We start from the raw sequence: 22254 nt of genomic DNA on the forward strand, positions 1-22254 counted from the left end.
AGGGGGCGGAGACCTAACGGGGTGGAGAAGGCGGATGATCTTCCCGGGCGCCTCGACCGGGCTCGACTGCGATGCCTACTGTCCGTCGAGAGCCGCGTGAGGACTGCCGTGGATCTCATTGAAGGTTGTTGATCGTCCCGATATTGTGCTATCTGCCCACGATCGCCCCCCCATGGGAGTAAAGGCGCCATGCGACTGCGGAAGATCTTCGTCATCGGACTGGCCCTGTCGTTGCTCGGCGTCGGAGTTCCCGCCTGGTCGGAGGACGATCCACGGGGCTGCAACGACCTGATGTCCGCCGACACCCCGGCGTACGTCGTCTGCCGCTGGCTGGCCACTCCCGAGGAGGCCGCCGACATCGCCCGGTTCTGGCTGGACAACGACGGCAAGAACATGATCGACTCCGGCCCGATGCACGAGATCGTGGTCGACTGCACCGAAGCGGGCAACGAGTGCGCGACCGACTCCGAGGGCGACGGCGAGATGCACGACGTCGGCTCCCCGGACGTCGACGGCGCCGAGGACGGCGGCACCCCCGACCAGTGCCCGGACGGCCAGAAATGCCACGTCGACCCCGACGGCATCTCGGCCGCCGCCAGGACGGCCGCCGCCGAGAGCCCGGCGGGCCAGGCCGTGAAGAGCGCGGTCGGGGCCGGCCTGCGCACCTGGATCGAGACCGAGCTGGCCGACGACTACAAGGCGGGCAAGCTGGCCGAGGCCGCCAAGAAGGTCGCCGCCCTGGCGGCGCAGCCGGGGGTCGCCGGGATCAGGTTCACCTCGCAGCTCGGCTACAACCAGACCTTCGCCACGGCCGAGGAGCTGGACAAGTTCGTCACCGAGGCCACGACCGCGCTGCGCAACCTCGTGCCGGGCAAGAAGCTGGCGGCGCACACGGTGGTCCCGCTGTTCGGCTGCGGCGCCAACGACGCCTGCAAGGCCGAGATGACCAAGAAGTACCCGCTGCTCGACCCCGCCCGCATCGGCGCCTGGCTCTCCGGCGGCCAGATCGACCAGCTCACCCTGGACACCGGCCACCTGGCCACCGAGTACGCCACCTGGAAGATCGACGCCGCCGAGGCCCAGCGCAACCAGTGGATCCAGGTCCGCGCCCGCGCCTGGGACGCCTACGCCCAGATCGCCGCCGAGGACGCCGGGTTCACCGCCGCCGGCACCTCCAAGCTCACCGCCGAGCAGGCCACCCAGGCCATCACCGACCGCATCGCCGCCCCGCTCCAGGCCGACGCCGCCGAGACGGTCGTCCTGTGGAGCCGCTGGCAGGACGCGCAGGGCCAGGTCAACCGCGTGTACGGCGAGAAGTGGGCGGCCAACGCCACCTGGGACCAGCTCAAGAAGCTCGGCACCGTGCGCCCGAGGCTGGCCACCGTCTACGACTACAGCACCCCCGAGGCCGACGTCGCCACCGACATCAAGAACCTGTCCGAGGTCTTCGGCCAGGTCTACCTGCACACCGCCTGACGGGAGCCGTCCGGTCCCGGCCGGTCCCCGCCGCACGGGGGTCCCGTCAGCCGCCGCCGGCAGACGCGGGCGCCGAGCCGCATGGCTGTCTGCGGCGGCTCCAGGTTGCGGCCCTCGGCCGCCTCGCCCTTGCCGATCATGCGGAACGGCTCGGGGCCGAAGGGGGCGGCCGGATGTCACTCTTGATGACCGTCGTCCCTCCTGTCGTCATTGTGGATCAGGCGACAAGAGTTGGCCTAGCAAGAGCTTGTTTCTGTCATTTCTGCAGGAATGCGCCGAACTCGTCCACGTCAATCAGGCCGTCGCCGTCCTTGTCCAGTTTCCGCACGCCTGCCTGGGCCGCGTCCAGGGTGATGGGCTGGCCGAGGATCTCCATCAGGCGGACGAGTTCGACGGCGGAGATGCGGCCGTCCTTGTCGACGTCGATGAGGTCGAAGGTGATGGCGTGGTCGTTCATAGGGGGTGCCTTCCTGTGTTACCGGTGCGTCGGGTTCAGACCTTAGTGGCGACTTCCCGAAACGCACCGATGAATTCGGGCGGCTCGCCGGAAATGCGAGCCTTTCCTGGAGTCAGACCGTGGCGGCGGCTTGTTTCAGGGCCTCGACGAAGGCGGTGACGTGGGGACGGGCGTCCTCGCGGCGCCAGGCGATGGCGAGCCGGCCCGGCTGGAGACCCGTCACCGGGCGGTAGACCATGCCGGGACGCTTGTAGAGCGCGGCGTTCCCCTCGGCCACGAGGACGACGCCCAGCCCGCTGATCACGGCCTCGAACACCTCCTCGGGCGTGTTCGCCGTGACGCCGACGACCGGGTCGTCGTCCCGGGCGTCGCGGGCGAGCCAGAAGTCGCGCAGCGGGCCGGCCGCGGCGGGCAGCGCGATGAACGGCTCGTCCCGCAGCTCGGCGAACGGGACCTCGGCCATTCCGGCCAGCCGGTGACCGGCCGGCATCGCCACCCCCCGCTCCTCGGTGACCAGCACGTACGTCGCCAGCCCCGGCGGCACCGGCAGCCAGATGAACGCCACGTCGGAGGAGCCGTCGGCGAGGCCGCCGCTCGGGTCGTCCCAGCCGACGAGCCGGAGCGACACCTCCCACCCGGGCCGGGCCTGCCGGAACAGCCGCAGCGCCTCCTGCTGCAACCCCCGGCCGACGGCCGTCTGCATGCCGATGACCAGCGTCCCGGCGGGGGCGGCGGCGCGGGCCGTCTCCACGCCGGCGGCCCAGCGTGCGAGCAGGTCGCGGGCCACCGGCAGCAGCGCCGCGCCCTGCCGGGTCAGCGTCACGCCGCCGTGCACGCGTTCCACCAGCGCGAACCCGAGCTGCCGCTCCAGCACCCTGAGCTGCTTGGACAGGGCCGGCTGCGAGACGAAGAGCCGCTCGGCGGCGCGCGTCACGTTCAGCTCCTCGGCCACCGCGACGAAGTAGCGGAGCTCCCGCAGGTGCACGTCCATAACCGATGGTTATAGCAAAGGGTCTTGGACGCCGGGCGAGCCCCGGCGGCACGATCATCGTCATGAAGACACGCGAACTCGGAACACTGCAGGTCCCCGCGCTCGGCTTCGGCGCGATGGTGCTCTCGCCCGGTGTGTACGGCGACGTCGACGACACCCGTGCCGAGAAGGCGTTGCAGGCCGCCCTCGACGGCGGCGCCACCCACATCGACACCAGCGACGCCTACGGGGTGGACGGCCACAACGAGCGCCTGGTCGGCCGCGCGCTCAAGGGACGCCCCCGCGACGAGGTCGTGGTGGCCACCAAGTTCGGCCTGGCGATCCCCGAAGGCGAGCCCAGCCGCCCGTACCCGGTCGGGTACGCGTTCAACGAGCTGCGCGTGAACGCCGACCCGCGCCTGGTCCGCCGCTACGCCGAACGCAGTCTGCGCAACCTCGGCACCGACGTGATCGACCTGTACTACCTGCACTACCCGGACCCCGGCGTCCCGGTGGAGGAGACGGTGGGCGCGATGGCGGACCTGGTGCGCGACGGCCTGATCAGGCACATCGGCCTGTCCAACGTGACGGCGGCCCAGCTCAGGGCCGCGCACGCGGTCCATCCGGTGACGGCCGTGCAGAACGAGTGGTCGATGTGGCGGCCGGTGGAGCCGGACCTGCTGGCCGCGGCCCGCGAGCTCGGCGTCGGCCTGGTGGCCTGGAGCCCGCTGGGCAACGGCTTCCTGACCGGCACGGTCCAGCGGCTGGAGGAAGGCGACTTCCGCCACAACGCGCCCCGGTTCTCGGCGGAGAACCTGGCCGGCAACAACGACAGGTACGCCCCCATCCGCGCCCTGGCCGCCAGCCTCGGCATCACCCCGGCCCAGCTCGCCCTGTCCTGGCTGCTGCACCAGGACGAGCACGTGGTGGCGATCCCGGGCAGCCGGACCCCCGCCCACATCGAGGAGAACCTGGCCGCCGCCGACCTCACCCTGCACCCGGACACCCTGCACAGGATCGACGAGGCGCTGGTCAGGTTCGACGTGTCGGGCGGCACCCTCCTGTGACCGCCGGGCCGTCGCCCCGCCAGGTCGCCCGGACGGCGCACAGGGTCGCGCCCCCGAGCAGGACGGCGACCGCGGCGACGACCCGCAGGAGCCCGTCGGCCGAGGACGGCGCGGCGAAGTAGACGCTGCCGAGCCCGGCGACGGCGGTCACCCCGGCCAGCACCGGCCCGGTGGCGTTCAGCGCCGAGATCGCCGACGCCAGCCGCGGCTCGACCAGCGTGGTGACGCGCGCGATCAGCGGGCTGTACCCGGCGGCGTGCCCGGCCCCGGCCAGGAGCAGCAGCGGCACGGCCACGACCGGCCGCCACTCGTCCCGGCACAGCAGGGCCAGCAGGCCCGCCCCGGCCGCGAAGGCGACCGGGCCAGCGACCGGCAGAGCCCGCTGGAGTCCCCGCGGGTACCGGGTCCAGCTCAGGCTGAGCGCGCCGAACCCCAGCGCGTACGGGACGAAGGCCAGCCCCGCCCACAGCGGCGAGAACCCCAGTGCGGTCTGGAGGTGCAGCGTGAGGGTGAGCAGGAAGACGGTGTAGCAGCCCATGACGATCCAGCACGCCGCCAGCCCCGGCCGCACCCCGCGCGGCCGTACCGACGCCAGGTCCAGCAGGGGGTGCCGGGCCCTGGTCTCGTGCCGGACGAACACCACCGACAGCGCCGCGCCGCAGGCCAGCGAGATCCACGTCCAGAGCGGCCGGCCGAGGTCGCGGCCGAAGATCAGCGGGACGGTGATCGCGGCCATGGCCGCGGTCAGGATCGCCACGCCGCCCGGGTCGAGGCGCGCCCGGGAGTCCACGGGCGAGGGCGGCAGCAGGCGCGGCCCCACGGCCAGTGAGATCACGCCGATCGGGATGTTGAGCAGGAACACCGGCCGCCAGGACAGGCCCAGGAGGTCGGCGCTGACGACCAGCCCGCCGACGACCTGCCCCAGCGCGACGCCCAGGGCGAGCACCATGCTGTACAGGCCGATCGCCCGGCGGCGGGCGTCGCCCTGCCAGTGCGTCTGGATGAGCGCGAAGATCTGCGGCGTGAGCAGCGCCGCCCCGACGGCCTGCGCGACCCGCGCGAGCACCAGGACGCCCACGTCGGGGGCCAGCCCGCACAGCAGCGAGGCGCCGGTGAACCAGCCCAGCCCGACCAGGAACGCGCGCCGCTGCCCGACGAGGTCGCCGATTCGCGCGCAGGTGACCAGGAGCACGCCGACGGTCAGCAGGTAGCCCGACACGACGAGCTGGATCGCCGTGCCGCCGGCGTGCAGGTCCTGGCGGATGGTCTGCGCGGCGACCGACACGATCGAGCCGTCCATGGAGGCCATGACCTGACCGGTGAGCAGCACGGCGAGCATCGGGCCACGGCGCACGCCGGTCACCGGGGGAGAAACGGGAGGAATCACCCGCCCAGCATCGGCCGTCCGCATCCGTCCGGTCTTGAAGATCCTTGCGGGGGCGCCGGGGTCATCGGGGCGCGTCGAACCCGGCCGCCAGGCCGAAGGCCGCGAAGATCTCGGTCCCCTGGAACACCGAGTTCCGGCTGATGCCCCCGGCGGTGACGGTGAAGATCTGGAGCGTGTGGGGCTCGTAGCGGTCGCCGGCGCGCCGGAAGGCGGCGAACCCGGGCTGGCCGTTGGCCGTGACCGCCGCCAGCCGCCAGTCGGTGCCGGCCGCCTCGAAGACCCAGTCCATGAACAGGCCGTAGTTGCCGCGCCCGGCGAACCAGTTGAGCATCGGCGGCATCTCCATGACGACGTCCTCGGTGAGCAGCCGTTTGAGCTCCTCGACGTCGGCACGCTCGAAGGCCCGCATGTAGCGGTCGACCCGGGCGCGCTGCTCGGCCAGCGGCGGCTCGCCGAGGGGTTCCCGCCGGACGCCGGCCTCCTTCACCCGGGCGCGCGCCCGCTGCAGGGAGCTGTTCACCGACACGACGGTGGTGCCGAGGATCTCCGCCGACTCCGACGCGGAGAAGCTCAGCACGTCCCGCAGGATCAGCGCGCCGCGCTGGCGCGCCGACAGGTGTTGCAGGGCGGCGGCGAACGCCAGGCGCAGGCCGCTGCGCTCGACCACGGCGCCGGCCGGGTCGCCGCCGTCCAGCATCGAGTCCGGCAGGGGCTGGAGCCAGGCCAGGTTCTCCCCCTGGACGAGCGGCGCCAGCGGGTCGGACGCGGCCACCAGCCCCGACGGCAGCGGCCGGCGCCCCCGGACCTCCAAGGCCGTCAGGCAGGCGTTGGTCGCGATCCGGTAGAGCCAGGTGCGCAGGGAGCTGCGCGTCCCGTCGTACTGCTCTCGGGCCCGCCATGCCCGCAGGTACGTGTCCTGGACCAGGTCCTCGGCGTCGTGGGGCGAGCCGAGCATCCGGTAGCAGTACGCCAGCAGCTCCTTGCGGAACGGCTCGATCCGGCGATCGAAGCCCTCCTCCACCGGCGTCACCGTGTCCACGCCCCTGCCCTGCCTTCCGCCTTACGGGTACGTCAGCCTGCCACGACGGCCGGGCTGTTGTGGTAGGCCGCGAGCAGCCAGGCGCCGTCCCGCTTCTCCAGCACCCAGGTCGCGTACACCATACGCTCGGCGGGGACCTCGGTCTCGCCGGGGAAGAGGACGCCGGTCTCGCTCACCGCGATCGCGGCGCTCTCGCCCAGGAAACGGATGTTCTCCAGCTTGTCGACGGTCGTGCTGCCCTTGAGGTAGGACGCGAAGCCCTCGGCCATCTTCCCGCGGACCTCCTCCCTCGACCGGCGCACGCTGCCGGGCAGGATCGAGGTGGCGTCCTCGGTGTAGTCGGTGACGAAGGCGTCGGCGTCGCCGTCGGCCCATGCCTGGTAGAGGCGCTCAAGGACGCTCTTGATGGCGGCCACGTCGTGCGCTCGGGTCTCGGTCATGGCTGTCTCTCCTCATCGCTGGTGACAGGTTCACGGATACGTACCGGCGGGGCCGCCGGAACTCATCGCGCCGGGGCGGAGAACTTTCGGGCCGTTGCGGTTCGGGTTACGCGAGCACGCGGACGTCGTGCTCGTCGAGCCCAAGGACGCCTTCGTCCAGAACGCCGCGTCCATGCGGGCCCTCGCCCGGCCGGAATGGGCCGGGAGGATGTTCTTCCCCTATGACAGGTTGATGCGGCGCGGCCGGATCGTCCGGGAGCGGGCCGTTCGCGGTCGGGTCCACGGCGGGGGAGCTGTCGGCCGACATCTGGTTCCGCGCGTACGGCGTGCGCGTGCAGACCGGCTACCTCGGCGGTGACCTCGGTGACGCGCGCACGCCCCGCGGCCACGTACGGGTGACCGAACGGCGAGGCGCCCTCGTCGGTGTACCGGCCGTCGCCGCTGCCGTTCGTGCTGCTGCCGCTGGGGGCCGAAGGAGGCGTCGGCCAGCTGCCCTCGCCCGAGGGGCCGATCGTGCTGCCGGCCGAGTCGGTGGCCGACTACAAGGGCAGGGACCTGTTCACCGGACGCTTCGCGGAGCTGTTCGGGGTCGCCGCCGAGCCGGCGCCGGCCGGGGTGTGACGCCGGGTCGCGGTCAGGGAGTGTCGGCGCGCTCGATGAAGACGGTCGGGGCGTTGTTGTCCCGCACCAGGCGGGAGAGCAGGTCGGCGAGCGTGGCGCGCTCGGCCTCGTCGAGCCCCGACGGAAGCTCGTCGATGCGTCGGCACGCCTCGGTGTAGAACTCGTCGGCGAGCTTGGCGCCCTCCTCGGTCAGCGTGACCTGGACGGCGCGCCGGTCGGCCGGGTCGGGCTCGCGGCGCACCATGCCGCGCTGCGCGGTGCGATCGACCAGCTCGGTGAGGCTCGACTTGGCCAGGCGCAACAGCGCGCCCAGCTCGCTCATGCCGTACGGCTGGGCCATCAGCACGCACAGGAGCTGGCCCTGCTGGGAGGTCAGCCCGTACGCGCGGGCGGACTCGGCGTAGACGGCGTTGACCAGGAAGGTCGAGCGCACCAGGGCGGAGACGACTCCTAGCTGCTCCTCGGGCTTGGCCATGAGATCAGGTTACCATCAGTTCGGCTACCGAACTATTGACCGCGCACGGACACCGCTCGGGGTTCGGCGATGCCCTGGTGGCCCCAGGTCACGGGATTAGAACCGGACGCAAACCACCAAAAGGACATTTCTTCTGGCCGGGTGGGTAGCAGGGCCGCCATGCGACTGACGTACACCTCCGACGTCTGGTGGAAAAATGCCGTCGTGTACTGCCTGGACGTGGAGACGTTCAAGGACGGTAACGGCGACGGCGTGGGCGACTTCCGCGGCTTGACCCAGCAGATCGACTACCTCGCGGGTCTCGGCGTGACCTGCCTCTGGCTGATGCCGTTCTTCCCCACCCCCAACCGGGACGACGGTTACGACATCACCGACTTCTACAGCATCGATCCCCGCCTGGGGACCCTGGGCGACTTCGTGGAGTTCATGCGGACCGCCAACGACCGGGGCCTGCGGGTGATCGCGGACCTGGTCGTCAACCACACCTCTGACCAGCACCCCTGGTTCAAGGAGTCGCGCAAGAGCAAGGACTCGCCGATGCGCGACTGGTACGTCTGGTCCGACACCCCCGAGCCCGACGACCCGAAACAGGTGGTCTTCCCCGACAAGGAGGACTCCATCTGGCAGTACGACAAGGGCAGCGGCCAGTACTACCTGCACAGCTTCTACCGTCACCAGCCGGACCTGAACGTCGGCAACCCCGAGGTCAGGGACGAGATCACCCGCATCCTCGGCTTCTGGATGGAGCTCGGCCTGTCGGGCTTCCGGGTGGACGCGGTGCCGTTCCTCATCGAGAACGTCAACCCCAAGCTGGCCAACCCGCACGAGTTCCTGGCCGACCTGCGGGCCTTCATGACCAGGCGCAAGGGCGGCTCGATCCTGCTGGGCGAGGTCAACCTGCCCTACAAGGAATTACTGCGGTACTTCGGTGAAGGGCTCGGTGACCAGATCACCATGTGCTTCGACTTCATCGGCATGCAGAACAGCTGGCTCTCCTTCGCCCGCAACAACGCCCGCCCCTTGATGGACGCCCTGCAGGAACGCCCCCGGGCCCCCAAGGACTGCCAATGGGCGATGTTCCTCCGCAACCACGACGAACTGACCCTCGACAAGCTCACCGACGAGGAACGTCAGGAGATCTTCGAGGCGTTCGGCCCCCGTAAGGACATGCAGATCTTCGGCCGCGGGCTGCGGCGGCGGCTGCCCACGATGTTCGGCGGCGACCTGCGGCGCATCAAGATGGCCTACAGCCTGCTGTTCTCCCTTCCCGGCACCCCCGTGATCTTCTACGGCGAGGAGATCGGCATGGGGGAGAACCTGGACGAAGAGGGCCGGATGGCCGTCCGCATCCCCATGCAGTGGTCCGAGGACGGCGGCTTCAGCCAGACGGAGGAGACGGTCCGCGAGATCCCCGAGGGCGCCTTCGCGCCCGACCGGGTCAACGTGGCCGACCAGAAACGCGACACCGACTCGCTGCTGCGCTGGTTCCAGCTCCTCATCGAGCGGTACCGCGAGTGCCCTGAGCTGGCGTGGGGGCAGTACACGGTGCTGGACGCCGGCGACGATGCGATCTTCTCCCACCGCTGCGACGCCGACGGCGCGACGGTCGTGGTCGCCCACAACCTGTGCGACACGGCCAAGGACGTCGAGCTGCGGCTGGACGGCCTGGAGAACTGCGACCTCACGGACCTGCTGGTGGACGGCACGATCAAGGTGTCGGCCGACGGCACGGCCAAGCTCGCGCTGGGACCGCACGGCTGCCGCTGGCTGCGCGCCTCGCCCCCCGAGCTGCCCCCGGAGGACGCGGGCGTCATGTCGCAGTAGTTCGGACGTCAGGACGGTGGAGGCGGGTAGGCCGTCATGGCGAGTTCGGCGACGCTCAGCAGGCCGGCGTAGGAGGCGCCGTCGCGGGACTGCGTGGACATGCCCTGGATCACCGACGCGAAGAAGGTGGCCAGGGCTTCCGTATCGGTGCCGGGGGCCAGGCGGCCGGCCGCGACGTCGTCGTCCACGCGCTTCCTGATCGCCGCCTTCGCCGCCTGCCTGAACCCCCGCAGCAACTCCTCCACGTCGGCGGACTCCGGCCCGCAGTTGACCGCGGCGGTGATGATCAGGCAGCCGGGCGGGTGGTCGGCGTTCGTGTACTCGGCGGCCGACTCGCGCAGCACGCGTTCGACGGCCCGGCGGCCGGTGGGCTCCTCGGCGAGCGCCCGGGTGGTGAACGCGCCGTGGGTGAGCTGGTAGCGGCGCACCGCCTCCTCGAACAGCCGCCGCTTGTCGCCGAAGGCCGCGTACAGGCTGGGCGGTCTGATGCCCATGGCGGCGGTCAGCGCGGCGATCGAGGTCGCCTCGTAGCCGTGCTCCCAGAACGCGCGCAGCGCGCTCTCCAGCGCCGCGTCCCTGTCGAATGCCCGTTGCCTCGCCATGCCCTCATTCTATAGCGATCGCTATGTTATGGTTTCTGTATCGATCGCTAAAGAAAGGATTCGAGCGATGAGGACTGCCCTGGTGACGGGCGCCGGAAGGGGCATCGGCCGGGCCGTCGCGCTGCGCCTGGCCAAGCACGGGTTCCGCGTGATCGTGAACTACGCCCGGGACGCCGCCGCGGCCGAGGAGGTCGTCCGGCTGATCGGGGCGGACGCCGTGGCCGTGCGGGCCGACCTGGGCGTGCCGGAGGAGGTCGAGCGGCTCGCCCGCCGGGTCGCCGAGGAGACCGACGTGCTGGACGTGCTGGTCAACAACGCCGGCATCGGCCTGTCCAAGCCCCTCGCGCAGGAGACGGAGGAGGGCTACGACCGGCTGTTCGCGGTCAACGTCAAGGGCCTGTTCTTCCTCACCCGGCAGGTGCTGCCGTTGATCCCCGACGGCGGCCGCATCGTGAACATCACCTCCGGGGTGACCCGCATCGCCTACCCCGAGGGCATCGCGTACGCGATGACCAAGGGCGCGGTGCAGGTGTTCACGCTGGCTCTGGCCAAGGAGCTGGGGCCGCGCGGCATCACGGTCAACAACGTCGCGCCCGGCATCGTCGACACCGACGTCAACGCGGGCTGGCTGGGCGACCCCGGGGCCCGCGCGTACGCCGCGAGCAGGCACGCGCTCAACCGCATCGGCGAGCCCGGCGAGATCGCGGACGTGGTCGCGTTCGCCGCCTCGCCCGCGGCGAGCTTCGTCACTGGCACCACCCTCGACGCCACCGGCGGCGGAAACCTCTAGGAGACACCCATGCCCACGGTCATCCACGACGGCGGACCCGTGCACTTCAACCGGGCGGGCAGCGGCCCCGGCCTGGTCATGGTGCACGGCACCGGCGGCGACGCCGCCACCAACTACGGCCACCTCGTCCAGAACTTCACCGACATCCGCACGGTGATCACCCCCGACTACGCGGGCAGCGGCCAGACCGCCGACCCCGGCGGCGACCTCACCCTCGACCTGCTGATCGAGCAGGTCGCGGCGACCTTCCCGGACGGCGGCCCGTCCGACCTGGTCGGCTTCTCGCTGGGCGCGGTGGTGGCGGCGGGGGTCGCCGCCCGGCATCCCGAGCTGGTCAGGCGGCTGGTGCTGATCGCGGGCTGGACGCACGCCGGCGACCCCCGGCTCCGGCTCGGCCTGCGCACCTGGGCCCGGCTGGCGGCCACCGACCCCGAGAGCTTCGCGGCGTACGGCCCGCTGGTCGGCTTCAGCCCGGCCTTCGTGAGCGGCCTGGGCGAGGACGGCCTGAAGGCCATGACGGCCGGCGACCCGCCCCCCGGCACGGTACGCCAGATCGAGCTGGACCTCAGGACCGACATCAGGGACCTGCTCCCGAGCATCACCGCGCCCACGCTGGTCGTCGGCTGCACGCAGGACCACCTCGTCCCGGTCGGGCACGCCCGCGCCCTGCACGCCGCGCTGCCCGGCAGCCGTTACGCCGAGCTGGACAGCGGGCATGTGGTGCTACACGAACGTCCCGAAGAGGTGACAGCCTTGATCCGCGATTTCGTAACCAACGAGTAATTTGTCCTGGTTACCCTCCAGGCACATGCAGACCAAGAAGCTCGCCGCCACAGGGGCCGCCGCGCTGACCGCGCTGGCCCTGGTGGCGCTCCCCGCCCACGCGAGCGGGGACAAGAGCGTCACCGTCACCGTGATGGGGACGTCGGACATCCACAGCAACGCCCTCAACTGGGACTACTTCAAGGACGCCGCCTACGCCGACAAGCAGGGCAACACCATCGGCCTGGCCCAGGTGTCGTCGCTGGTCAACAAGGTCAGGGCCGAGCGCGGGGCGGACCACACGCTGCTGTTCGACTCGGGTGACACGATCCAGGGCACGCCCCTGGCCTACTACTACGCCAAGGTCGAGCCGATCACCGAGACCGGGCAGACCCACCCGATGGCCAAGGCCATGAACGCCATCGGCTATGACGCCGTCACCCTCGGGAACCACGAGTTCAACTACGGTCTGCCGCTGCTGGCCACCTGGATCAGGCAGATGCGGGCGCCGGTGCTGGGCGCCAACGCCGTGCACGCCGGGAGCGGGCTGCCGGCGTACCGGCCGTTCGTGATCAAGACCATGAAGGTCAAGGGCGACAAGCCGATCAAGGTCGGCGTGCTCGGCCTGACCAACCCCGGGGTGGCCATCTGGGACAAGGCGAACGTCGAGGGCAAGCTGCGCTTCACCGACCTGGTCGAGTCGGCCAGGAAGTGGGTGCCGGTCATCCGCGGCCTCGGCGCGGACGTGGTCGTGGTGACCGCGCACGCCGGCGACAGCGGCATGTCCTCCTACGGCACCGACCTGCCCGTGGAGAACGCCTCGGCGATGGTCGCCGAGCAGGTGCCGGGCATCGACGCGGTGCTGTTCGGGCACGCCCACAACGAGGTCGCCCAGCGCTTCGTGACCAACAGGACCACCGGGCAGCAGGTGCTGCTCACCGAGCCGGGCAAGTGGGGCCAGCGCCTGTCGCGGCTCGACTTCACCCTCACCAAGCAGCGCGGGAAGTGGGTCGTGACCGGCAAGAGCTCGGCCACGCTCAACACCAACACGGTGACGGAGGACCCGAAGATCGTCTCGCTGCTCAAGCCGCAGCACGACACCACGGTCGGCTACGTCAACAAGGTCGTCGCCAAGTCGGCCGAGGAGCTGTCGGCGGCCGAGTCGCCGTACAAGGACACGCCGATCCTGGACTACATCCAGCAGGTGCAGACCGAGACCGTGAAGGCCGCCCTGCCGGGCAACACGCTGCCGGTGCTGTCGATCGCCGCGCCGTTCAGCCGCACCGCCGTCTTCCCCGCCGGTGACGTGCGGGTCAGGGACGTGGCCGGGCTCTACGTCTACGACAACACGCTGCTGGCGATCAAGCTGACCGGCGCCCAGATCAAGGACTACCTGGAGTACTCGGCCCGGTACTTCAACCAGCTCAACCCGGGCGACCCGGTGGACGTCGCCAAGCTGACCAACGCCGGCAACACCCCGGACTACAACTACGACCAGCTCTCGGGCGTCTCCTACGACATCGACGTGGCCAAGCCCGCCGGGCAGCGCATCGCCAACCTCACCTTCGAGGGCGCGCCGATCCCGGCCGGCAAGGAGTTCGTGGTCGCGATCAACAACTACCGCCAGTCGGGCGGCGGCGGCTTCCCGCACGTCACCACCGCTCCCGTGCTGTACAACGCGCAGGTGGAGATCCGCCAGGCGCTGATCGAGTACGCCACCGCCAAGGGCACGATCAACCCCGCCGACTTCGCCTCCGCCAACTGGCGGCTGACCCGCGACGGCGCCCCGCTGTTCTGACCCCGACGCCAGGCGGGTGCCCACCCCGGCCACCCGCCTGGCCCCAGACCGGACGGGCCCGCGCTGCTCACAGGTACGAGGGCCCGTCTGGCTCAGGCCGGACGGACCCGCGCTGCTCACAGGTACGAGGGCCCGCTCACCCGGTGCCGGAACGTCCACCACACCCATCCCTGCGAGGCGACCAGCAGCGGGATCAGGGCGAGGATCACCGGCGTCAGCAGCGCCCCCGACGACCCCGCCACCAGCGGCAGCCGCAGCCCGGCCAGCACCCCGACCACCAGCAGCGCCCCGGCCGTCAGCGCGTACGTGCGGCCCTCGCCCGCCTCGCCGGACAACACCCCGGCCCGCTCCCGCAGCGATCCGCGCAGCCGCAGCGCCGCGAACGCCAGCCCGTGCACCGCGAACAGCGCCGCCACCACCAGCGCGGCCAGCAGCACGAGCGGCCCCTGGATGCCGAGCAGCACCTCGGCGAGCAGCAGCCCCCAGCTCAGCGCCAGCCCCCAGCTCCCGGCCACGATCCCGCCGTCCCAGAACGCCTGCCAGCGCGCCCCGGGCACCCGCCCCCGCAGCCACAGGCCCATGTCCCTGACCACCCACGCGACGAGCAGCGCGACGACCACCGCGTAGTTGTCGCTCAGCAGGTGGCCCTCCAGGTCGGGGAAGAGCCCCGCGAGCACCCCGGCCGAGGCCACCAGCCACACCTCGTTGCCGAGGAAGAACGGCGCGATCGCGGCGATCACCTCGCGCCGCTCGCCCGCCGACCGCCCGAGGTACGGCAGCGCCATGCCGACCCCGATGTCGGCCCCGCCCAGCACGAGGTAGCCGAGGGCGAAGAAGGCCAGGACGAAGATCTCCATGATCGGCTCCCTCAGAACGCCGGGACGGGGACGGGGGTCTCGGCCGGAAGGGCGCCGAGCGCGACCGCGCCGGGCCCGCGCCGGGCCGTCCGGGCCAGCAGCCAGTAGTTGACCGCGATCAGCACCGTGAACACCGACACGAACGCCGTCAGCGACAGCCGCATCTGGCCCGCCGTCACCGGCGACATGGCCTCGGACGTCCGCAGCAGCCCGTAGACCACCCACGGCTGGCGGCCCATCTCGCGGAAGGTCCACCCGGCGAGCATGGTGACGAACGGCACGGGGATCATCAGCGTCAGCAGCAGGTGCCAGGCCCGGAAGCCGCGCACGACCGGCCGGAAGAACGTCAGCGGCAGGCTCAGCCCCGCCACGACGGTCATCACCACCCAGAGGATCATCATCGTGATGCCGGCCCCCTGCACCCAGCCGGTCGCAGGCAGGTAGTCGCCCGGCCCGAACCTGGCCGCCATGTCCGCCTGCACGGCCGCCAGCCGCTCGGCCTTCCCCGTCCAGGCCGCCGCCTTGGACGGCTGGAGGGTCTGGAACCCGAGCCCGCCGAACGTCACCGTGAAGAACGAGGCCGGCAGCGCGACGCCGACGCCGATCCGCAGCGACTTCCTGAACAGGTCGTGCTCGGCGGTGCGTCTGCGCAGGTGGTAGGCGCTCACCCCGGCCATGAAGAACCCGCCGACGATCATCGCGCCGCCCATGACGTGCCCGAACGCGATCTGCGCGGCCGGATTGGCGATCATCGCCCCGAAGTCGGTGAGCCGCAGCCGGCCGCCCTCGACGGCGTGGCCCACCGGGTTCTGCAGGAAGCCGTTGGAGATCATGATCCAGAACGCCGACGCGTACGCGGTGAGCGTGACGACCCAGATCAGCGCCAGGTGCGCCCAGCGGTTCAGCCGGTGCCAGCCGAAGATCCACAGGCCCAGGAACGTGGCCTCGACGAAGAAGGCCACCAGCGTCTCGATCGCCAGCGAGGCGCCGAAGACGTTGCCCGCGTAGTCGGTCAGCCCGCTCCACGACAGGCCGAGCTGGAACTCCATGACCAGCCCGGTGACGATGCCCATGGCGTAGTTGATGATGTAGAGCTGCCCCCAGAACCTCGTCATCCGCAGGTGGACGGGGTCGCCGCTGAACGTGGCCCGGGTCTGGACGACGGCCACCAGCGTCGCCAGGCCGAGCGTCAGCGCGACGAAGAGGAAGTGCGCGCCCGCGGTGAACGCGAACTGCAGCCGGGCGAGGTCGACGGTGTCCATGCCGAGAGCCTGGCGGCACGGCATGATCCACCGCGTCATGCCCGGGTCTGCAATCGGGCGTACAACCACGGGCCGAAGATCACCGCAGACGTACGACTCAGGTTGTAAGCCAGCCCGGCGTGATCATCCCGGCCTCGTAGGCGACCACCACGAGCTGGGCCCTGTCGCGCACGCCGAGCTTGGTCATGATGCGGCTGACGTGCGTCTTCGCCGTGGCAGGGCTGAGCACCAGCCGGGCGGCGATCTCGTCGTTGGACAGCCCGGCCGCCACCAGCCCCATCACCTCGCGCTCGCGCTCGGTGAGCGCGTTGAGCGCGGGGCCCGGCTCCGGCCGCTTGACCCGGCCGGCGAACTCGGCGATCAGCCGCCGCGTCACCGACGGCGAGATCAGCGCGTCGCCCCTGGCCACGACCCGGACCGCGTGGATCAGCTCGGCCGGCTCGGTGTCCTTGACCAGGAACCCGCCCGCCCCCGCGCGCAGCGCGCCGTAGACGTAGTCGTCCAGGTCGAAGGTGGTCAGGATGATGACCTTGACGCCGTCGAGCCGCGGGTCGCCCGCGATGCGCCGGGTGGCCTCCAGGCCGTCGAGCTCGGGCATGCGGATGTCCATGAGCACGACGTCGGGCCGGTGCTCGTGGGCGCCCGCCACGGCCGCCGCGCCGGTGCCGGCCTCGCCGACGACCTCGATGTCGTCCTCGTCGGAGAGAATCGACCGGAACCCGGCGCGGACCAGGGTCTGGTCGTCGGCGAGCAGTACGCGGATCATCGGACTCCGTTCAGTGGCAGGCGGGCGACGACGCGGAAGCCGCCCTCGGGGCGCGGGCCGGCCTCCAGGTCGCCGCCGAGCGCGGCGGCGCGCTCGCGCATGCCCTGCAGGCCGAAGCCGCTGCCTTCGGTGTACGTGGCGCCCGGGCCGTCGTCCTCGACCCGGATCAGGAGGTTCCCGGACGCGTTGCTGACGGAGAGGGTGGCCTTCGTCGTGCCGGAATGGCGGGCGACGTTGGTCAGCGACTCCTTGATGATGCGGGCGGCGGCCAGGTCGACCTCGGTCGGCACGGCGTCCAGCGGCCCGGACGGCTCGACGGCCACCTCCAGCCCCGACGCCGCGACCAGGTCCGGCAGCCGCGCCAGGCTGTCGGCGGGCCTGGTCGGCGCGTCCTCGTCCACCTGGCGCAGCACCCCCAGCGTGGTGCGCAGCTGGCGCAGCGTGTCCTTGCTGGTCTCCTTGATGGTCCGCAGCGCGGCCTCGGCCTTCTCGGGACGCCTGGCCAGCCCGTGCAGCGCGGCCGACGCCTGCACGTTGATCATGGAGATGTTGTGCCCGAGCACGTCGTGCAGCTCCCTGGCGATGCGCAGGCGTTCCTCGCTCGCGCGCCGCCTGGCCTCCTCCTCCTTGGAGTGCTCGGCGTCCAGCGCGCGCCGCTGCGCCTCCTGAAGGTACGCCCGGCGGTTCCTGGTGACCCCGCCGAACGCGATCGCGGCCACCACCCAGCCGGTGATCGCGCCGAACGTGCCGTTGTCCACGTGCCTGGACCCGTGGGCCTCGCCGAACCCCATCGCCAGCAGCACGGCGGCCCCGGTGGCGATCGCGGCGGCCAGCCGTCCCTGGTCGGCGGCGGTGTAGAGGGCCACGAACAGCAGCACGACCAGCGGCCCGTCGAACCGGGCGAGCGGATAGTAGGCGGACACCGCCACGACGATCACGATCAGCGACGTGACGGGAAGGCGCCGCCGCAGCAGCAGCGCGCCGCACGACACGATCGGCAGCACCACGTCCAGCACGCCGGCGGACTGCTCGCTCCTGAGCCCGGCGACCAGAGTGCCGGCGAGCGTGACGGCGACCACCGCGAGGGACACCGCGGTGCTCGCCGACAATCTACGCATGTGCTCCATTTTGTATGGTCTTGCGAGTGCCGGGGTAGTTGACCGAGATGAGTACCAAGGATGAGCTCCGGCAGGTCGAAGAGGACCTGGCCCGGCTGAAGGCGGAGAACCAGGACCTGCGCGACCAGGTGGGCACCATGGGCGCGACCGACCAGATCGAGACCTCGGCCATGATCGCCCAGGCCGACGAGCAGTCCGAGCTGATCGCCGACCTCGAACGACGCCGTGCCGACCTGGAGAGGCGGGCGCAGGAGGAGGGCTGAGGCTCAGCGGCGCAGCGGAGCGCCCACCTCGTGCAGGTGGCGCAGGGCCTGGCCGTAGGAGGCGAGAAGCCCGGTCTGCAGGTAGCTGACGCCGACCTCGGCGCAGTAGCTCTCGACGATGGGCTGCGCCTTGCGCAGGTTGGGCGCGGGCATGTTCGGGAACAGGTGGTGCTCGATCTGGTAGTTGAGCTGGCCGAGCGCCACGTCGGTGAACAGGCCGCCCCTGACGTTGCGGGAGGTCAGCACCTGCTTGCGGAGGAAATCCAGCTTGTCGTTCTTGGTCAGGACGGGCATGCCCTTGTGGTTGGGCGCGAACGTGGAGCCCAGGTAGAGGCCGAACAGCCCCTGATGCACGATCAGGAACACCAGCGCCTTGCCGAACGGCAGCACGGCGAAGACCGCGCCGAAGTAGAGCACGACGTGGGCGGTCAGCAGCGCCAGCTCCGCCCACGGCCGCTTGGCCGACGGCGCGAGCAGCGCCTTGAAACTGGCGATGTGCAGGTGCCAGGCCTCAAGGGTGAGCAGCGGGAAGAACAGGAACGCCTGGTACTTCGCGACGGCACGCGGCAGGCCCGCGCTGCGCGCCACCTGGTCGTCCGACCAGACGATGACCGCGGGTGAGACGTCGGGGTCGTGGTCCTCGTGGTTGGGGTTGGAGTGGTGGCGGTTGTGCTTGCTGGTCCACCATCCCCAGCCCAGGCCGATGCCGAGGTTCCCCAGCAGGAGACCCGTCACGTCGCTCGGCCGCCGCTTCCTGAACACCTGGCGGTGGCCGAGGTCGTGGGAGACGAAGCCGATCTGCGCGAAGACCACGGCCAGCGCGACCGCGACGAGCAGTTGCCACCACGAGTCGCCCACCCAGGCGAACAACGCCCAGCAGCCGAGGTACGCGGCGACCACGATGGTCAGCCGCACCGCGTAATAGACCGGACGCCGGTCGAGGAGACCGGCGTCAGAGATTCGGCGGGCTAGCCGGGCGAAGTCACTGCCCCGGGTGTCGACCACACTTGGACTGGCCACAGATCTCCTCACATTGCGGTGGAAAGTTGCCACAACCCTCGCGTATCCGCCGCGAAACCGGAAGGTTTTCCATGGTCGTCCCGGGAGCGGCGGAGAAGGGGTTCGTCGTCGGTTTCCGTGGCCTCTTCCCCGACCATATGGCCCGGCGGCGGATGCCGCGTACGCGACGGGCTCAGCCGAGCAGCGACAATGCGTGCCGCTCCGGGTTCGGCAGGGCCGCGCCGCTGGTCAGAGCCTCGTGGAAGGCGTCGGTGCCGAGGGCGGAGCGGCACCGTCCGTCCAGGGCGACCAGGGCGGGGTCGGCTGAGCCGGCGACGCCGCGCAGCGCGCGGGCCGCGCCCAGCAGCTCGGCCGCCGGCCGGGGCGGCAGGTGCTCGGCCGCGCCCTCCAGCACGGTCGCGCGGGCCGTCCGGTCGCCGCAGGTCTCCATCAGCTCCAGCGCCGTGCGCAGCGGCTGGCCGGGCTCCGCCACGCGGGCCAGCTCGACCTGCATGAACGCCCTGAACTGCGCGGGCCCCTCCCCGTTGTCGAGCGTCAGCGCGCGGTCGAGCAGCCGGGCCGCCTCCGGCCGGTCGCCGCTGCGCCGGGCCAGCTCGGCGCGGGCGTGCAGGACCCTGGCCTGGGTCACCGCGTCCTCGGCCCGCAGCGCCGACCGCCACGCCTGCGCCAGCGTGGCGGCGGCCCCCTCGTGGTCGCCCGCCCGCGCCTTGAGCTGCCCGAGCCGGAGCAGGAACGTCATCGGGCCGAACGGCGCGTCCAGCCCCGACAGCTCCGCGGCCAGCCGTCCCGGCTCCTCGGCGCGGGCGAGCGCGGCGGCGAAGTCGCCCCGGTTCTCGGCGACCAGCGACAACCAGTAGAGGCAGGCCCACTGGCCCCAGCGGTCGCCGGTGCGGCGGAAGCCGTCGAGGGCCGGGCCGAGCAGGTCCTGCGCGCCCGCGACCGTGCCGTACTCGAACCGGACGATGCCGCCGACCAGCAGCGCGGCCGAGCGCGTCCACAGGTCGGGGGAGTCGCGCAGGCGCTCGACGACGTCCTCGGTGAGCTCGACGACGTCGGCGGGCGGGCGCTGCGCGCCGCTCATGGCCCAGAAGTTCAGCGCGGCGGGATGGTCGGAGCCGAGCACCGCCGGGGTCGGCTCGCCGCCCGTGAGCACCCGGCACAGCCCGTGCGCCAGCTCGCGTCCCGGCGGCGGCACGTCCCCGACCCGGCGCAGCACGGCCGCCGCCCGCTCGCTCATCTCGCGCCGCCGTCCGCGCATGATCCAGGGCCAGAACCGGGGCAGGATCAGCCTGAGCGGGTCGTCGGAGTGGCGCAGGGCGGCGTCGAGGTTGTCCTGCTCGGCGTCCAGCACCGCCAGCCAGGCGAGCTGCTCGCCGGTACGCAGGAGCGGGTCGGCGGTCTCGGCCAGCCGGGTGTAGTAGCGGGCGTGGGCCTGCCGGAGGGCGGGCAGGTCGGCGGCGGCGTACTGCCTGATGGTGGCCAGCATCGAGTAGCGGTCGCCGGAGACCGAGACGAGCGACTTGTCCACGAGCGAGGCGAGATCGTCCGGGTCGCCGCCGCACACCTCCGCGACGGCCTCGTACGTCGCGCCGCCGGAGAAGACGGTCAGCCCGCGCAGCAGCTCCCGCTCCGGCGCCGACAGCAGGTTCCAGCTCCAGTCGATGACGTCGCGCAACGTACGATGACGCGGCTCGGACGTACGTCCCCCGCGAAAGGCCAGCCGGTCGCCGAGCTGCCGGACCAGCACGGACACCGGCATCGTGCGCAGCCGGGCGGCGGCCAGCTCGATCGCCAGCGGGATGCCGTCGAGCTCCCGGCAGATGCGCCCGGCCTCGGCCGCGCTCACCGCCAGGCCGGGCCTGGCCGCCGCGGCCCGCGCCAGGAACAGCTCCGCGGCCTCGGGCAGCGGCAGGACGGGATGCAGCACCTCGCCGGGGATGTCGAGCGGCTCCCTGCTGGTGGCCAGGACGCGCAGCCCGGCGACCTCCGACAGCAGCCACCGCGCGACCGTGGCGGCCTCCTCCACGACGTGCTCGCAGTTGTCCAGCACGATGAGCGGCGACGTGCCGCGCAGCGCCCGGACCACGTCGGTCGTCCGCAGGACGCTCTCGACCGCGGCCCGCACCCCGGTGGCGGAGGCCAGCTCGACCAGCCACACGCCGTCGGGCACGTCGAGGCCGCCGGCCGCCTCCAGCGCCAGGCGGGTCTTGCCCACGCCGCCGGGGCCGACCAGCGTGACCAGCCGCTCGTCCGGGCCGCCCAGCAGGGCGTGCAGCCGGGCGACGTCGCCGGCCCGGCCGACGAAACCGGTGAGCCGGGCGGGCAGGTTGCCCCTCGGCGCGGGAGCCGGGTCGCGCAACGCCGCCATGTGGGCCGCGCGCAGCTCGGGGCCGGGATCGACGCCCAGCTCGTCGGCGAGGTCGGCCCTGATCCGCTCGAAGACCTCCAGCGCCTCGCCGCGCCGTCCGCGCGCCACCAGCGCGCGCATGAGCAGGGCGTGGAACGGCTCCCGCAGCCGGTGCGCCGCGACCAGCTCCTCCAGCTCGGCCACGACCCCCGGCCCGCCCCCACGTCCGCCCCGCGCCTGCTCGGACGCGGGCTCGGACGCGAGGGCGGAGCCGGGCACGGAGCCGGGCACGGAGCCGGGTTTGGGCGCGAAGCCGGGCGCGGAGGCGGGGGCGGACGCGGGCTCGGACGCCAGGTCGGCGGTGATCGCGGCGGCCAGGGCCGTGAGACGCAGTTCCTCCAGCCGGGCCGCGGGCGCGGCGGCGAACGCCAGCCCGGCCGCGTCCGCCAGCGCGGGCCCGCGCCACAACGCCAGCGCGCCGCGCGGGTCACCGGCCCGCACCAGCAGCTCGAACGCCGACGCGTCCACCTCGCCGGGCGGCACGTCCAGCAGGTAGCCGGCCGGGTGCGAGGAGATCAGCCCGGGCGCCTGCCTGCGGGCCCGCGAGACCAGCGACTGGAGCGCCGCGGCCGGGTGGGCGGGCGGCTCGCCGGGCCACAGGTCGTCGATCAGCCGCTCGGCGGTCACCACCCGGCCCGGGTCGAGCGCCAGACGGACGAGCAGGGCGCGCACCCGGGCGCCGCCGATCTCGGCCCCAGCCACCTGGAGCGGCCCGAGGACCCCGATCCGCATGCCCCCACCGTACGGGCAGACGGCCGGTGCCGAGCGCCCGACGGCCCGCCCGCCGTCACCCGGTCCAAGCAGATCACCCGGCTTCGCCCGGTCCGAGCGGATCGCCAGGCTTCACCCGGTC

General features: G+C 72.1%; 21 protein-coding genes. 8 read left to right on the top strand and 13 right to left on the bottom strand.

The window, feature by feature from the left end:
- Window positions 1–189 precede the first annotated feature (189 nt).
- Window positions 190–1476, top strand: coding sequence for a hypothetical protein (locus ACIBST_RS44340; protein WP_397179485.1), 1287 nt, complete (start codon window positions 190–192; stop codon window positions 1474–1476).
- Window positions 1477–1732: 256 nt separating this feature from the next.
- Here ACIBST_RS44340 and ACIBST_RS44345 read toward each other — a convergent pair whose 3' ends face one another.
- A complete protein-coding gene (locus ACIBST_RS44345) occupies window positions 1733–1933 on the bottom strand; it encodes an EF-hand domain-containing protein (RefSeq protein ID WP_397179486.1) in 201 nt (66 codons plus the stop codon).
- Between the two features lie 112 nt (window positions 1934–2045).
- Window positions 2046–2924 carry a LysR family transcriptional regulator gene (locus tag ACIBST_RS44350; RefSeq protein ID WP_397179487.1) on the bottom strand — a complete coding sequence of 293 codons (879 nt, stop codon included), beginning with the start codon at window positions 2922–2924 and terminating at the stop codon, window positions 2046–2048.
- Window positions 2925–2986: 62 nt separating this feature from the next.
- Here ACIBST_RS44350 and ACIBST_RS44355 point away from each other — a divergent pair, with 62 nt between their 5' ends.
- The gene (locus ACIBST_RS44355) at window positions 2987–3970 is read left to right on the top strand and encodes an aldo/keto reductase (protein ID WP_397179488.1); all 984 of its coding nucleotides are present in this window, start codon (window positions 2987–2989) and stop codon (window positions 3968–3970) included.
- Here the strand turns inward: ACIBST_RS44355 and ACIBST_RS44360 are convergent.
- The 3 genes from ACIBST_RS44360 to ACIBST_RS44370 form a co-directional block, all read right to left on the bottom strand.
- Window positions 3936–5357 carry an MFS transporter gene (locus ACIBST_RS44360; protein WP_397179489.1) on the bottom strand — a complete coding sequence of 474 codons (1422 nt, stop codon included), beginning with the start codon at window positions 5355–5357 and terminating at the stop codon, window positions 3936–3938. The genes ACIBST_RS44355 and ACIBST_RS44360 overlap by 35 nt on opposite strands.
- A gap of 61 nt (window positions 5358–5418) precedes the next feature.
- A complete protein-coding gene (locus ACIBST_RS44365; RefSeq protein WP_397179490.1) occupies window positions 5419–6396 on the bottom strand; it encodes a sigma-70 family RNA polymerase sigma factor in 978 nt (325 codons plus the stop codon).
- Between the two features lie 32 nt (window positions 6397–6428).
- Window positions 6429–6836, bottom strand: a complete 408-nt coding sequence (locus ACIBST_RS44370; RefSeq protein WP_397179491.1) for an SgcJ/EcaC family oxidoreductase — start codon at window positions 6834–6836, stop codon at window positions 6429–6431.
- 423 nt (window positions 6837–7259) lie between these two features.
- Between ACIBST_RS44370 and ACIBST_RS44375 the strand changes: the two genes are divergently transcribed.
- Window positions 7260–7457: a hypothetical protein gene (locus tag ACIBST_RS44375; protein WP_397179492.1), complete on the top strand. Its 198-nt coding sequence runs from the start codon at window positions 7260–7262 to the stop codon at window positions 7455–7457.
- Between the two features lie 13 nt (window positions 7458–7470).
- On the opposite strand, the gene ACIBST_RS44380 is transcribed toward ACIBST_RS44375, so the two are convergent.
- Entirely contained in the window at window positions 7471–7932 is a 462-nt protein-coding gene (locus ACIBST_RS44380) for a MarR family winged helix-turn-helix transcriptional regulator (protein ID WP_397179493.1), read from the bottom strand.
- Between the two features lie 159 nt (window positions 7933–8091).
- Between ACIBST_RS44380 and ACIBST_RS44385 the strand changes: the two genes are divergently transcribed.
- Entirely contained in the window at window positions 8092–9756 is a 1665-nt protein-coding gene (locus tag ACIBST_RS44385; RefSeq protein ID WP_397179494.1) for an alpha-amylase family protein, read from the top strand.
- A gap of 8 nt (window positions 9757–9764) precedes the next feature.
- Here the strand turns inward: ACIBST_RS44385 and ACIBST_RS44390 are convergent, their stop codons facing one another.
- A complete protein-coding gene (locus tag ACIBST_RS44390) occupies window positions 9765–10358 on the bottom strand; it encodes a TetR/AcrR family transcriptional regulator (protein WP_397179495.1) in 594 nt (197 codons plus the stop codon).
- A 67-nt stretch (window positions 10359–10425) separates the two neighbouring features.
- Here ACIBST_RS44390 and ACIBST_RS44395 point away from each other — a divergent pair, with 67 nt between their 5' ends.
- From ACIBST_RS44395 to ACIBST_RS44405, 3 genes are read left to right on the top strand one after another with little or no spacing between them, the layout of a single operon-like run.
- Window positions 10426–11148, top strand: a complete 723-nt coding sequence (locus ACIBST_RS44395; RefSeq protein ID WP_397179496.1) for an SDR family NAD(P)-dependent oxidoreductase — start codon at window positions 10426–10428, stop codon at window positions 11146–11148.
- A gap of 9 nt (window positions 11149–11157) precedes the next feature.
- A complete protein-coding gene (locus tag ACIBST_RS44400) occupies window positions 11158–11931 on the top strand; it encodes an alpha/beta fold hydrolase (protein WP_397179497.1) in 774 nt (257 codons plus the stop codon).
- Between the two features lie 25 nt (window positions 11932–11956).
- Entirely contained in the window at window positions 11957–13708 is a 1752-nt protein-coding gene (locus ACIBST_RS44405; protein ID WP_397179498.1) for a bifunctional metallophosphatase/5'-nucleotidase, read from the top strand.
- A 116-nt stretch (window positions 13709–13824) separates the two neighbouring features.
- Here the strand turns inward: ACIBST_RS44405 and ACIBST_RS44410 are convergent, their stop codons facing one another.
- From ACIBST_RS44410 to ACIBST_RS44425, 4 genes are all read right to left on the bottom strand, one after another.
- Window positions 13825–14565 (bottom strand): cytochrome d ubiquinol oxidase subunit II, encoded by a 741-nt coding sequence (locus tag ACIBST_RS44410; RefSeq protein ID WP_397179499.1) that lies wholly within the window; start codon window positions 14563–14565, stop codon window positions 13825–13827.
- A gap of 11 nt (window positions 14566–14576) precedes the next feature.
- Window positions 14577–15827, bottom strand: a complete 1251-nt coding sequence (locus ACIBST_RS44415) for a cytochrome ubiquinol oxidase subunit I (RefSeq protein ID WP_397179500.1) — start codon at window positions 15825–15827, stop codon at window positions 14577–14579.
- A 97-nt stretch (window positions 15828–15924) separates the two neighbouring features.
- The gene (locus ACIBST_RS44420; RefSeq protein WP_397179501.1) at window positions 15925–16593 is read right to left on the bottom strand and encodes a response regulator; all 669 of its coding nucleotides are present in this window, start codon (window positions 16591–16593) and stop codon (window positions 15925–15927) included.
- Window positions 16590–17711, bottom strand: a complete 1122-nt coding sequence (locus ACIBST_RS44425; RefSeq protein ID WP_397179502.1) for a sensor histidine kinase — start codon at window positions 17709–17711, stop codon at window positions 16590–16592. The genes ACIBST_RS44420 and ACIBST_RS44425 overlap by 4 nt, the downstream gene beginning before the upstream one ends.
- A gap of 47 nt (window positions 17712–17758) precedes the next feature.
- Here ACIBST_RS44425 and ACIBST_RS44430 point away from each other — a divergent pair, with 47 nt between their 5' ends.
- Window positions 17759–17974 carry a hypothetical protein gene (locus ACIBST_RS44430; RefSeq protein ID WP_397179503.1) on the top strand — a complete coding sequence of 72 codons (216 nt, stop codon included), beginning with the start codon at window positions 17759–17761 and terminating at the stop codon, window positions 17972–17974.
- Between the two features lie 3 nt (window positions 17975–17977).
- Here ACIBST_RS44430 and ACIBST_RS44435 read toward each other — a convergent pair whose 3' ends face one another.
- Window positions 17978–18994 carry a fatty acid desaturase family protein gene (locus ACIBST_RS44435; protein WP_397179504.1) on the bottom strand — a complete coding sequence of 339 codons (1017 nt, stop codon included), beginning with the start codon at window positions 18992–18994 and terminating at the stop codon, window positions 17978–17980.
- Window positions 18995–19166: 172 nt separating this feature from the next.
- Window positions 19167–22133, bottom strand: a complete 2967-nt coding sequence (locus tag ACIBST_RS44440; protein WP_397179505.1) for an AfsR/SARP family transcriptional regulator — start codon at window positions 22131–22133, stop codon at window positions 19167–19169.
- Window positions 22134–22254: the final 121 nt, after the last annotated feature.

The sequence above is a fragment of the Nonomuraea sp. NPDC049684 genome (genome assembly GCF_044465345.1).
In the GTDB taxonomy this organism is placed as follows: domain Bacteria; phylum Actinomycetota; class Actinomycetes; order Streptosporangiales; family Streptosporangiaceae; genus Nonomuraea.